Source organism: Micromonospora sp. NPDC049201, from assembly GCF_055586805.1.
The window spans coordinates 222,974-235,384 of the sequence record NZ_JBVJHM010000004.1; the positions used below are offsets into that span (position 1 = coordinate 222,974).

At 71.1% G+C, this 12,411-nt stretch carries 11 protein-coding genes, 1 tRNA gene and 1 pseudogene; 6 read left to right on the forward strand and 7 right to left on the reverse strand.

What is annotated here, in order from left to right:
- The first annotated feature begins 120 nt into the window (after positions 1-120).
- The 4 genes and pseudogenes from ACZ6O5_RS10955 to ACZ6O5_RS10970 form a co-directional block, all read left to right on the forward strand.
- Positions 121-303, forward strand: coding sequence for a hypothetical protein (locus ACZ6O5_RS10955; protein WP_465976228.1), 183 nt, complete (start codon positions 121-123; stop codon positions 301-303).
- Between the two features lie 338 nt (positions 304-641).
- Complete coding sequence (locus tag ACZ6O5_RS10960) at positions 642-2,357, forward strand: tetratricopeptide repeat protein (protein ID WP_465976230.1); 1,716 nt, start codon at positions 642-644, stop codon at positions 2,355-2,357.
- A 295-nt stretch (positions 2,358-2,652) separates the two neighbouring features.
- Positions 2,653-2,725 (forward strand) — tRNA-Arg (locus ACZ6O5_RS10965).
- A gap of 275 nt (positions 2,726-3,000) precedes the next feature.
- Positions 3,001-3,369 (forward strand): annotated as a pseudogene (locus ACZ6O5_RS10970) (ADP-ribosylation/crystallin J1); the annotation flags it as partial.
- A gap of 433 nt (positions 3,370-3,802) precedes the next feature.
- Here the strand turns inward: ACZ6O5_RS10970 and ACZ6O5_RS10975 are convergent.
- The 5 genes from ACZ6O5_RS10975 to ACZ6O5_RS10995 form a co-directional block, all read right to left on the reverse strand.
- Positions 3,803-4,231, reverse strand: coding sequence for a VOC family protein (locus ACZ6O5_RS10975; protein WP_465976232.1), 429 nt, complete (start codon positions 4,229-4,231; stop codon positions 3,803-3,805).
- 139 nt (positions 4,232-4,370) lie between these two features.
- On the reverse strand, positions 4,371-4,934 hold the full coding sequence (locus tag ACZ6O5_RS10980; protein WP_465976233.1) for an Ltp family lipoprotein: 564 nt from the start codon (positions 4,932-4,934) through the stop codon (positions 4,371-4,373).
- A gap of 571 nt (positions 4,935-5,505) precedes the next feature.
- The gene (locus ACZ6O5_RS10985) at positions 5,506-5,727 is read right to left on the reverse strand and encodes a ferredoxin (RefSeq protein ID WP_405092258.1); all 222 of its coding nucleotides are present in this window, start codon (positions 5,725-5,727) and stop codon (positions 5,506-5,508) included.
- Entirely contained in the window at positions 5,724-6,929 is a 1,206-nt protein-coding gene (locus ACZ6O5_RS10990) for a cytochrome P450 (RefSeq protein WP_465976235.1), read from the reverse strand. Before ACZ6O5_RS10990 ends, ACZ6O5_RS10985 begins: the two co-directional genes overlap by 4 nt.
- Positions 6,930-7,100: 171 nt before the next feature.
- Positions 7,101-7,835, reverse strand: a complete 735-nt coding sequence (locus tag ACZ6O5_RS10995; protein ID WP_465976237.1) for a class I SAM-dependent methyltransferase — start codon at positions 7,833-7,835, stop codon at positions 7,101-7,103.
- Between the two features lie 172 nt (positions 7,836-8,007).
- Here ACZ6O5_RS10995 and ACZ6O5_RS11000 point away from each other — a divergent pair, with 172 nt between their 5' ends.
- On the forward strand, positions 8,008-8,784 hold the full coding sequence (locus ACZ6O5_RS11000) for an HAD-IIB family hydrolase (RefSeq protein WP_465976239.1): 777 nt from the start codon (positions 8,008-8,010) through the stop codon (positions 8,782-8,784).
- Between the two features lie 35 nt (positions 8,785-8,819).
- Here ACZ6O5_RS11000 and ACZ6O5_RS11005 read toward each other — a convergent pair whose 3' ends face one another.
- The gene (locus ACZ6O5_RS11005; protein WP_465976241.1) at positions 8,820-9,665 is read right to left on the reverse strand and encodes an SDR family oxidoreductase; all 846 of its coding nucleotides are present in this window, start codon (positions 9,663-9,665) and stop codon (positions 8,820-8,822) included.
- Between the two features lie 167 nt (positions 9,666-9,832).
- Here ACZ6O5_RS11005 and ACZ6O5_RS11010 point away from each other — a divergent pair, with 167 nt between their 5' ends.
- A complete protein-coding gene (locus ACZ6O5_RS11010; RefSeq protein WP_465976243.1) occupies positions 9,833-11,620 on the forward strand; it encodes an adenylyl cyclase in 1,788 nt (595 codons plus the stop codon).
- Between the two features lie 123 nt (positions 11,621-11,743).
- On the opposite strand, the gene ACZ6O5_RS11015 is transcribed toward ACZ6O5_RS11010, so the two are convergent.
- Entirely contained in the window at positions 11,744-12,334 is a 591-nt protein-coding gene (locus ACZ6O5_RS11015) for an ATP-dependent Clp protease proteolytic subunit (RefSeq protein ID WP_465976245.1), read from the reverse strand.
- Between the last annotated feature and the right edge of the window lie 77 nt (positions 12,335-12,411).

Genomic DNA, 12,411 nt, shown 5'->3' on the forward strand with positions numbered 1-12,411 from the left:
GGACTCCCCGCTGAACAGATCGAGGCGCAGAGCCGAGGGCTGGGGGAACTGCTCCGCAGCCGCAACCAAACCACCGCGACCCCGGCCGAGTTCGCCGCGGTGTACCGGATGGTGGGCGGCGTGGTGGACGCCTCCCAGGCGCGCGCTCTCGCCGTACTGGCGGAGGTTCTCGGCGCGGTCGGCGACCACGACAACGCTCTCAGCCGGGGCCGGGAAGCCCTCCACCTGCTCGACGACACCGACGACCCACAGCGGCAGGCCATTCGGGAGCGGATCGTCGCGCGCCACGTCTGCCAGGGGTGAACCGCTGGAGATCCACGGGGGCGTGAGCCTGCGCTCGACTTTGTGTGCGATCAGCCTGGCGGCGCTCACCGGTTGTCAGTTGCAGTAGCCCGAGACAGCGGCACACCGAGCTGACGAAGCTGGCGGACCGGAGCATGAGGACTCTTCATATCTCCATCGACCGGCGTTACGCTCTGGGCCAATCCTGAGGTGGATCACATCGGAGGTTCCCATGAAGAAGATGACCATCCGTCGCACCACTGCACTCCGCCTGGTGTCCGGTGCACGTCGGCTGTGGATCGAGTGGTGCTGGTAGCTGACCGCCAGGCGGGCGCTCCCGGGCGCCCGCCGCTGCGGCGGTGGGCACGGCGGTGACCGGCGGACCGGAGCGCTACGACTGCCACCGCGACCACGGGCCGTACGCCGGGGTCTCGGCCTTCCTCGGCCGGGTCGCCGCCGACCGACCCCGCCTGGCGGCCCGGCACACGGTCGAACTGCGCGCGATCGCCCCCCAGTTCGATCCGGCGGCCCGGCCGGCCGCCGAGGAGGAGCCGATCCGGTTCCACCCCGCCCGCCGGACCGCCTGCCTGGCCTACGGCGCGGCGGAACTGGTGGCGGCATGGGCCGGTACGCTCCGGCGGCCCGTGACCATCCGGTTCGATCATGTCGCCAGTGCCGACGAGACGACCGCCGAACTGCTGGCCGCGCTGGGCCGTCGACTCGGGTCGGCCCCGGTGCGCCTCGACCTACGCGATGGCGGAGCCCCCGACCCGACGCCCGACGCCCGCACCCCGCAGGCGTTACGGCGGGCCCTGGGTGACGGCCTGGCCGGCGGCTTCTACCACCACGCGGCCCGGGTCGCCCGGCACGGGCGGGCGGCGGTCACCCCGGACGGCGACCTGCGGCACTGGTGGGCATTCACCACCGGCCTGGCCACCGCACTGGCGGCCTTGGACCGGGCCACCGAGGCGCTCGACCTCTACGACGAGGCGCGGGCCGTCACCGACGATCCGAAGATCACCATGTCGGCGGCGTACGCCACCGCCATGCTGCACGCCCGGCACCTGCCGGCGGCCGACCAGGACCCGGAACTGGCCCGGCTCTGGCTGGAACGGGCGCTGCGTCTCGCCGCCGGGCTGGCCGACCCCCGCCAGCGGCTGCTGTCGACGGTCTTCTACGAGCAGGGCCTGGCGCTGCTGGACAGCCGGGCCGGCCGGCCCGACCAGGCGCTGCGGCGCGTCGACGACGGGCTGGCCCGGCTGACGGCCGCACTCGGCCCCGGCGAGCGTCCGCAGGACCTGGCCCGGCTGCGCCACAACCGGGCGCAGGTTCACCTCGCGCTGGGCGACCCGGCGCGGGCGCTGGCCGACCTGGACACCGTGATCGCCCACGACCCCGACAACTGCGAGTACTACGTGGACCGCGCTGCCCTGTACCGGGCGGCGGGCCGGACCCGGGCCGCGATCAAGGACTACGACGCCGCCATCCGACTGGGACCGCACCTGCCTGAGGCGTACTACAACCGGGCCATGCTCCAGCAGGAGCGGGGGCGCCCCGGGCGAGCGCGCGGCGACCTGGAACGCGTGCTCACCATCGACCCGGGCCACCTTGACGCCCGGATCGCTCTGGTCAACCTGCATGTGGAGCGCGGCGCGCTCGACGCCGCCGAGGCCGGCGCGCGTGCCGGGCTGGCCGGCGCTCCGCAGGAGCCCGCACTGCTGTGCACCCTTGGCCTGGTCCGGGCCGAGCGCGGCGGAGCCGCTGAGGCCGACGATCTGCTGACCCGAGCCCTGAGTGAGGACCCCGAACTGGTGGAGGCGTGGACGAACCGGGCCGCCGTCCGGTTCGAGCGCGGCGACGTGGCCGCCGCGCTCGCCGACCTGGACCGGGCGGTGGCGCTGTCGGCTGCCCCCGTGCCGCGCTACAACCGGGGCACCGCCCTGGCCCGACTGGGCCGGTGGGACGAGGCGGCCCGCGACTTCGCCCAGGCGCTCACCCAGCCCGGCCTGAACCGTGCCCTGCGCCGGGATTTGCGCGCGGAACTCGCCCGTTGCCGCCGGACGATGGCCGGCTGACCACCGGGAAGCCCAGCGCTCATCGTGCGGCGGTGTCCTCCGCCGCCCCATCCGCGTCCTCGGCGCGGCGCCCGCCACCGAGCCGGTCGCGCGGATCGACGACGGCGAATGTCCAGCGCCTGGCGCGTCCCGGCCGAGGTGTGTCAACGTCGTTCACCGCGGCCGACCGCCCGGCGCAAACTGGGGTTCGTGTGTGGTCCTGGGCTGGTCGAACAGCGATCCGGGGAGCGGGGGAGAACGCCTGCCACTCCCTGCCACCCCGGGCGAGCCCCAGGTCGCTAGACTATGCGCTCGCGCCCTCGTAGCTCAGGGGATAGAGCATCGGTTTCCTAAACCGTGTGTCGCAGGTTCGAATCCTGCCGGGGGCACGTCACAGAACTGTAAACGCGAAACGCGACCGGACGATCACTGGTCGTGGAAGCTGGTTGCACGTTGGCGTAGACGATCGAGGATGCCCCGGCCCAGCAGCCGGGGCATCCTCGCGTTGCCTCATCGGAAGGACGCCGAACGCGCCCGGATCGCGGCATGAGCGTCGTCCGGGGTCCCATGTGTCAGCGACCTGGCCGAAACTGGCTGCGGTATCGTCCGGGGTCGGCCGCATGCGAAAGCTGTAGGCGTGGCTCGCCACGATCCTGCGATATCCATGGTTGAAGGAGGCAGACTCATCGACGCCTCCGACACGATCACCCTGTGGCGGCCCACCGGACAGGCTGAACTCGACCTTGTCGCGGCGTCCGGATGGCGGGCATGGCCACCACGCCTGCCGGACCAGCCGATCTTCTACCCGGTGCTCAACCGCTGGTACGCCACAAAGATCGCCCGCGAGTGGAATGTCCCTGCCGGTGGCGTCGGCTACGTGACCCGCTTCGAGGTCCAACGTGCGTGCCTGGACCGTTACGAGGTTCATCAGGTCGGCGGCCGCGACGTGCTGGAGTACTGGATCCCCGCAGCGGAGCTTGCCGACCTCAACGCCCACATCGTCGGCGCGATCATCGAGGAAGCCGACTACCGCGGTCCGGTAGACGACCAGGAGTTCACCGACGCCCACCACGCGTTGGGCAGAGCGCTACCGGCCGCGTGGCGGGCCTACCTGCAAGGTGCGTCATGGTTCCGGCGAGGGTGGATGGCAGGTGGAGCCTATGTCTGGCTCAACACGCCACGCGAGATGCTCAAGCTGCACCACGCATGGGACGAGAGCACCGACGCGCACCCCGGCATCGCGATCATCGGCGGTGACGGATCCCGCGACCAACTCGTGCTCGACCTGCGCAGCGACCCCGCACCGGTGCTGCTGGTCGACATCACCAGCAGCGGATGGGACAACGCCACCCGGCAAGCCGACGATGTCGGCGAACTCATCGACCGCATCGAAGCGGGCACCTTCGCCTTCGACTTCGAGGACTAGCGGACGTTGGCGAGCGGCCCAACGCGCACCTCGCGGCAGATCAGTGAACTTGGTCCTTCGGCGCACTCACCCCGACGTGTGCGGTTCCGAGGAGGTCCCACCGGTTTCCGGCGATGTCGAGGAAAACCGCGACGCGGCCGTAGGGTTCGGTACGCGGTGGGCGTACGAAGGTGACGCCGGCCTCGGCCATCCTCCGATAGGTAGCGTCGAAGTCGTCGACGCGAAGAAAGAATCCGACACGTCCGGCTGCCTGATGACCGACAGCCGCGCTCTGATGTTCGCCGTCGGCGCGGGCGAGGAGAAGGCCGGTTTGCGCGCCGGGAGGGCGGACGACCACCCAGCGTTTCGGCCGCCCGTCGGTGGTGCGCGACGGTGAGTCCTCGATGAGGTCGAAGCCGAGCACACCCGTGAAGAAGGCGATGGCCGAGTCGTACTCGTCAACGATCAGGGCAACCAGGTCGATCTGCACCCCGGCAGCGTACGCATGGCGTCCGTCGCCCGCGCTACCGCGCGATGACAGCGGCAGATCCGGTACGTGGTGCGGCCAGTCGCGCCAGAGCCCACCACCCGCCATGGAAAGAGCCGCAACAGGAGCCCGCACGCCCATCTCACATCACCTGATCGACGCCGTAGACGGCCTGTGTGTGCGTGTACCCCTCGAACTCCAACTGCTTGATCAGGCCCGAACGGGAGAACGCCTGGGTGTCGAGGTAATTCTTGGCCGTCTTGGCGGCCTGTTTTCTGTAGTCAACCTTCAGGGAGTCCACGGCTGTGGTTGCGATCTTCCTCGGGTAACCCTCGAACTCCAACTGCTTGATCAGGCCGGAGCGGGAGAACGCTTGAAATTGCAGGTAATTGGAGGCGGCCCTGATGGCGTTCTGCTGCTCCACGGACAGCTTCGGCTCGGCCGGCGCCGTGGTGGTGGCCTTCGGCTTCGGCGCTGCTGTAGTAGGTGCTGCGGTGGTGGGTGCTGCGGTGGTGGGCGCTGCGGTGGTGATCTCCACCGCCGGTGCTGCGGGGCTTTCTGTCGGAATTGAGGCTGCGGCGGTCGTCTCCGCGTTGGCGCTTCTTGCGGGCGGCGAGTCCTTACCGCCGACCGCCGCAGCGATAGTCACTCCGCCGCAGCAAAGCACCAAGACAGCGCCGACGGCCGCTCCAATGACGAGCTTCATGGGGCGTTTCTTCGGAGGCTGCTGCGACTGCACGGCTGAATAACCGGGGGGCGGCGGAGCGCTGTAGCTCACTGATGGGACCCTTCAGGAGACTGTGTGTGACGGCGTACACGGCGAGTCTGCTCAGCCGGGCCATCAAGAACCATCCCCGCTTCAGCCGATGATCTCCTCAGTCGTTGCTGGTGGAATGTCGGCCGACTGCCCGGAGGTTGTGCTGCATTAGTTCGCCAGGGCGGGACATGTGGTTGTGAGCGCCTTGGGCACTTCGTCTCCGTAGGGGACGGCAGCATCCACCATGCGGCGGACGCGCAAAGGGTTTCGTCTCGAAACTGAGCGGTGATGGTATGAGTACCGTCGGATTCCTGTAGACGACGACGGGGCGTTCGGGCGCATGACGGATCGGGTAGCTGACACATGACCCGAGAAACTGACCCGGTTGGATATCCTGCCCCCGGGGCACCAGTAAAAGGCTGCGACCAGCAAAGAGCTGGCCAGGATCTTGATGAATCTGCATCGGTCCCCGAAAGCGCCAGTGACGCCGACGCGCGAGAACGATTCCGGTGCGTGGAGGTCAGGCGGGGGCGACCAGCTCACCGTCGTCGTCGCGTACGGTGATCGCTTCGACCGGGCACGACTCGGCGGCGTCGATCACCGTCTCGTCCGGTTCGACGGTCGCCGCGATCGGGGTGGCCGACCCGGACTCCAGTCGGAAGTGGGCCGGTGCCATGCCGACGCAGCCGCCCGATCCGATGCAGCGCCGTGCGTCGACGGCGATCCGCCAGCCGGCGCTCACCAGGCCACCGGCATCCGGGCCAGGCCTCGGACGATCATGCCGGTCTTCCAGGTGAGTTCCGGCTCGGGGACGGCGATCCGCAGCTCGGGCAGCCGGGCGACGAGCGTGCCGATCCCGACCTGTAGTTCCATCCGGGCGAGCTGGGCCCCCAGGCAGTGGTGCACGCCGTGCCCGAAACCGATGTGCGGATTGGTCTCCCGGCCGAGATCGAGCCGATCGGGGTCGGCGAAGACGGTCTCGTCGCGGTTCGCCGACGAGATCGAGCCGATCACTGGTTCCCCGGCCCGCACCAGCACCCCACCGACCTCGATGTCCTCGGTGGCGTACCTGGCGAACGAGGACGCCACCCCGAGCGGGACGTAGCGCATCAGCTCCTCGATCGCGGTCGGCACCCGAGCGGGGTCGGCCCGCAGCCAGGCCAGCTGCTCCGGGTGGGTGAGCAGGACGTACGCGAAGTTCGGCAGTTGGGTGACGGTGGTCTCGTGGCCGGCGGCGAGCAGCCCGGCGGCGAGCTGCACGATCTCCTGTTCGGTGAACCGGTCCTGGTCCTCGTCGCGCGCCCGCACCATCGCGCAGATCAGGTCGTCGGTGGGCGCCCGGCGGCGCTGCTCGACCAGTTCGCCGATGTACGCGTACAGGTTGTCGAGGTATTCCTGGATCCGCTCGGGCGGCAGCGAGGTGGTCGAGACGATCGCCTCCGACCAGACGTGGAACAGGTGCCGGTCGGCGAAGGGCACCCCGAGCAGCTCGCAGATCACCTGGATGGGCAGCGGGGTGGCGAAGTGCTCCACCAGGTCGGCCGGCGGCCCGCCCGCCACCATGGCGTCGATGAGTTCGTCGGCGATCTGCCGGGTGCGGGGCCGGAGCTGCTCGACCCGGCGGGCGGTGAACGCCTTGGCGACCAGCCGCCGCAGCCGGGTGTGCTCCGGCGGATCCATCGACAGGATGCCGCCCTCGATCTGCCTCGGGGTGAGCCGCGGCTCGTCCCGGCCGACGCTGGCGGCCCGGCTGAACCTCGCGTCACCGAGGACGGTCCGCACGTCGGTGTGCCGGGTGGCGAGCCATCCCTCCTCGCCGAACGGCAGCCGCACCCGGATGAGCGGCCCGGTGCGCCGCAGCTCGGCGTAGCGCGGGTCGAGGTGGAGCCGGTCGGGAGGGCTGAACGGGTACGGCTGCGCGGTGACCTTGGCGACGTCCGGCATCGGTCAACCCCCGAAGCAGATCGGGTCACCCGCGGACCAGCCCGGGGTGATCAACCTATAGTGACGTTTCGATTGCCGATCGTAGCGGAGGGTGTGGATCGGTGCCAGCGGCCCGGGTGACGTGATCGGCCGGACGTGCCGGTGACGAGCGCCGTCGCCGTCGGCGAGCGCTCAGGCCAGCCGGTAGACCGACACGTGCGAGCGGGACTCCTCGGTGAACTCCGTGCCGGCCCAGTCGGCGTGCCGGCTCTCCAGCGTGAAGCCGGCCAGCTCGCCCATCAGGTCCAGTTCGGACGGCCAGATGTAGCGGTGCGGGGTGCGGAAGACCCGCGCCTCGCGGCCGTCACCGAAGTGGAAGTGGTGCGACACCACCCGCTGGCGCAGCACGTCGTAGGTGTCCAGGCCGATGTAGCCGGCCTCGGTGTGCCACACGGTCGCCTGCTGGCCCGGGGGCAGCTTGCGCAGCTCCGGCACCCACAGCTCGATCACGAACCGGCCGCCCGGCCCGAGGTGCCGCGCTGCGTTGCGGAAGCAGGCCACCTGCTGGTCCTGGTCGAGCAGGTTGGCGATGGTGTTGTAGACCAGGTAGACCAGGCTGAACTCGCCAGGCACGGTCGCCCCGGCCATGTCGCCGACCACCACCGGGACCGTGGCGGCGTCGACCTTCGTCCGCAACTGCTCCACCATGGGTACGGAGAGTTCGATCCCGCTGACCGGCACGCCGCGGGCGGCGAGTGGCACCGCCACCCGGCCGGTGCCGATGGCGAACTCCAGGGCCCGGCCGGTCCCGGCGAGCGCGGCGAGTCGGTCGACGGTGGGGCCGAGCACCTCCGGCGCGAACATCCCGGTGCCCGGCGTGTCGTAGCGTCGGGCGGCCTCGCCGTCCCAGATCTCGTCCTGGCGCATCGGCCCACCATCGGCGTCGGGGATGCCGCGTGTCCAGCGCTTTCCGGTCGTCGTACGCGGCCTGCTTGTTACTCTCCGTCAATGGGTGGAGGCCCCGGGCGCTCAGGAACGCGTCAGGCCGCATCGGTACCCTGCTAGTCCCGACCAGCCCGCGACGACACATGAGGTATTCGTGAACGATCTTCGAGTGGTGGCGTTCGACCTCGACGACACCCTGGCGATTTCCAAGTCCCAGATCGATCGTCGGATGGCGGACCTGCTCGGTCACCTGCTCACCGAGGTGGACGTCCTGATCATCTCCGGGGGCCGGTTCGAGCAGTTCCAGTCGCAGGTGCTGGCCCACCTCGACCTCACCGAGGAGCAGCGCGACCGGCTGCACCTGATGCCGACCTGCGGCACCCGCTACTACCGCTGGTCGTCCGGCGACTGGCGGCTGGTCTACGCGGAGGATCTGAGCGAGGTGGACAAGGCCCGGGTGATCGCCGCGCTCACCGAGTCGGCGCAGGCGCTCGGGCTGTGGGAGACGAAGACCTGGGGTGACATCGTCGAGGACCGGGGCAGCCAGATCACGTTCTCCGCGCTCGGGCAGTCCGCTCCGCCGGCGGAGAAGTACGGCTGGGACCCGGACGGCAGCAAGAAGAAGCGGCTGCGCGACGCGGTCGCCGCGAAGCTGCCCGACCTGGAGGTCCGGGGCGGTGGCTCGACCTCGATCGACGTGACACGCAAGGGCGTGGACAAGGCGTACGGCATGCGGAAGCTGCTGGAGCACCTCGATCTGAAGATCGACAACGTGCTGTTCGTGGGGGACCGGCTGGACGTGGGCGGCAACGACTACCCGGTCAAGGCCATGGGCATCCGCAGCGTCGCGGTGACCCGCTGGGAGGAGACCGCGGACTACGTCGAGACGCTCGTCGACGACCTCGTGAAGCAGCGCGCCGACCGCGCCTGACCGCCGGTCGTGGGCGGCCCGGCGCGGCGGCGTCGTCAGCGTCCGGCGCGGATCGCCTCGGCCAGCGTGGTCGGGGCGCGGCCGAGCAGCTTGGCGAGATCGTCGCCGACCTCCAGTTCGCCCCGGGCGAGACCGAGGTCGCTGTCGGCGAGCACGGCCGCGTACCCCTCGGGCAGGCCGGCGGCGACCAGCACCTCGGTGTAGCGGTCCGCCGGCAGGTCGGTGTAGCCGACCGGCGCGCCGGTCTGCCGGGCCACCTCGGCGGCGAGGTCGGTGAGCGTGAACGGCGCGCCGCCCAGCTCGTACACCTGCTGGTCGTGACCGTCGGTGGTGAGCACCACGGCGGCGGCCTCGGCGTAGTCCGCGCGGGTGGCGGCGCTGACCCGCCCGTCGCCCGCCGCGCCCGCCACCCCGTGCTCCCGGTACGCGTCGAGCTGGTCGGTGTAGTTCTCCAGGTACCAGCTGTTGCGCAGGAAGACGTACGGCAGCCCGGAGTCGCGGATGAGCCGCTCGGTGTCCCGGTGCTCGCCGGCCAGCCGCATGTCGGCGGTGTCGGCGTGCGCGATGCTGGTGTAGACGACCAGCCCGACGCCGGCCTCCCGGGCGGCGGTGACCACGTTGGCGTGCTGGGGTCGACGTCGGCCGACCTCGCTGCCGGAGACGAACATCAGCTTCTCGGCCCCGGCGAGGGCGGCCCGGAGCGAGTCGGGGTCGTCGTAGTCGGCCGGCCGGGTGACGACGCCTCGACCGGCGAGGTCGGCCAGCCGCTCGCGGTCGCGGCCGATCGCCACGATCTCCCCGGCCGGTACGCCGCGGTCGAGCAGCGCGGTGACGATGAGGCGGCCGAGCTGGCCGGTGGCCCCGGTGACGGCGATGGACATGCGCGCTCCCTGTGGTTGCGAGTTCAACTTCTTTGAAGACAACCGCCGCCGCGCCGCGATGCTTCCCGGTTCCGGAACCGGCGGGCTCTGGTGGGATCGACGGGGATGCGGTAGGAACGGCGAGAGAGCGCTCTCCGCTCTCCTTCCACCACCGAACAGGCAGGCAGATGCGATCACCCGACCCCTCCCGCCGCCGCTTCCTCACACTCACCGCCTCGGCGGCCTCGCTCACCGCCCTCGGCCTCCCGGCCGGCGCCGCCGTCGCGTCCCCGACCGCGCGGCCCGCCCGCGAGCCCGACCTCGGCCCGAACGTCTTCGTCTACGACCCGAGCACCCCGACCGAGGAGATCCAGTCCACCCTGGACCGGATCTTCGCCGCCCAGGAGCACAACGAGATGGGCGCCGACCGGTACGCCGTGCTGTTCAAGCCCGGCCGCTACGAGGTGGACGCCCGACTCGGCTACTACACCACCGTGGCCGGGCTCGGCGCCCACCCGGACGACGTGGAGATCCACGGCGCGGTCCGGGTGATCGGCCAGCCCGACCCGAACTCGCCCGCCGGCATCTCCGCGCTGACCAACTTCTGGCGCTCGGCCGAGAACCTCGCCGTCACCCCGACCGACTGGTCGAACCAGTGGGCCGTCTCCCAGGCGTCGCCGATGCGCCGGGTGCACGTCAAGGGCGTGCTCTGGCTGGAGCCCGGCAACGGCGGCTACTCCAGCGGCGGCTTCATCGCCGACTCCAAGGTGGACGGCATCACCATCAACGGCTCCCAGCAGCAGTGGCTCACCCGGGACAGCGAACTCGGCGGCGAGTGGACCAACGGCGTGTGGAACCAGGTCTTCTCCGGGGTGGTCGGCGCGCCCGCGCAGGGCTTCCCCGACCCGCCGTACACCACGCTGCCGACCAGCCCGGTGATCCGGGAGAAGCCGTACCTCTTCGTCGACAGCGCGGGCTGCTGGCGGGTGGCGGTGCCCCGCCTGCGCCGCGACACCGCGGGCACCACCTGGGGCGCCGGCGGCGCGCCGACGCCGTCGCTGCCGCTTTCCGACTTCTTCATCGCCCGGCCCACCGACACCGCGACGCGGATCAACACCGAACTCGCCCGGGGCCGCCACCTGCTGCTCACCCCCGGCGTCTACCGCCTGGACCGGGCGCTGCGGGTCCGCCGGCCGAACACCGTCGTGCTCGGCCTCGGCATGCCCAGCCTCGCGCCGGTCACCGGCGACGCGGCGCTGCGGATCGAGGACGTCGACGGGGTACGGATCGCCGGGGTGCTCGTCGACGCCGGGCCGGTCGAGTCGGAGGTGCTTGTCGAGGTCGGTGGGCGGCACAGCCATCGGGCGCACGCCGCCAACCCGATCTCGTTGCAGGACGTCTTCTTCCGCGTGGGCGGCCCGTCCGCCGGCCGGGCGGTGACCAGTCTGGTGGTCCACAGCCGGCACACGCTGATCGACAACATCTGGGCCTGGCGGGGCGACCACGGCCAGCCGGGCACCATCGGCTGGGACGTCAACACGGCCGCCACCGGGGTGGTCGTCAACGGCGACGACGTCACCGCGTACGGGCTCTTCGTCGAGCACTACCAGCGCTGGCAGACCCTCTGGCACGGCGAGCGCGGCCGGACCGTGTTCTACCAGAGCGAGCTGCCCTACGACCCGCCGAGCCAGGCGGCCTGGCGCAGCCCGACCGGCGACGGCTGGGCCTCCTACCGGGTGGCCCCGCACGTCCGCACGCACGAGGCGTGGGGGCTTGGCGTCTACGCGTACTTCAACCAGGGCGTGGACATCCGCTGCGACCGGGCGATCGAGGCGCCGCGCCGGGCCGGCGTACGGTTCCACGACGCGATCACCGTGTTCCTGAACGGCAGCGGCGGGATCGAGCGCACGATCAACGAGGCCGGCACCCCGGTGGTCGGCTCGTACGGCACCAGCCCGGTGGTCAGCTACCCCTGACCGGCGGTGGCCCGGACGGCCCCGGCCCGCGTGGCCGGGGCGGTCCGGGTGGGCCGCCCCGGAGCGCCGCCGCCGCGCCGCGCGGCCTACCGCGGCGAGTTCCGGTAGCCGGCCGACCGCGGCTCAGCCGGCGAGCTGGTCGACCCGGGAGAGGACCTGGTCGACCAGCCCGTACTCGCGGGCCTCCTCGGCGGTGAACCAGCGGTCCCGGTCCCAGTCGCGCTGGATCTCCTCAAGCGTGTGCCCGCTGTGCCGGGCGATCAGCTCCTGCATGGTGTGCTTCACGTGCAGCATGTTCTCGGCCTGGATGGTGATGTCGGCGACCGTGCCGCCGAACCCGCCGGAGGGCTGGTGCATCATGATCCGCGAGTGCGGCAGCGCGAACCGCTTGCCCGCCGTGCCGGCGCAGAGCAGGAACTGCCCCATCGAGCCGGCCATCCCGAGCGCCAGCGTCGCCACGTCGTTCTTCACCCACCGCATGGTGTCGTAGACGGCCATCCCGGCGCTGACCGAGCCGCCCGGCGAGTTGATGTAGAGATAGATGTCCCGCTCCGCGTCCTCGGCCGCGAGCAGCAGGATCTGCGCGCAGATCTGGTTGGCCGAGTCGTCGGTGACCTCGGTGCCGAGGAAGATGATCCGCTCCTTGAGCAGCCGCTCGAAGACCCGGTCGCCGAAGACCGGCTGTCCCTCGTCCCGCATCCAGATGCCGCTCATGACTGCCCACCTCCGTGACGCCGGTGGGCGGGGGACCGCCCGGCGAGCCGGCGGTCTCCAGCGTCCGCCGGGCGCAC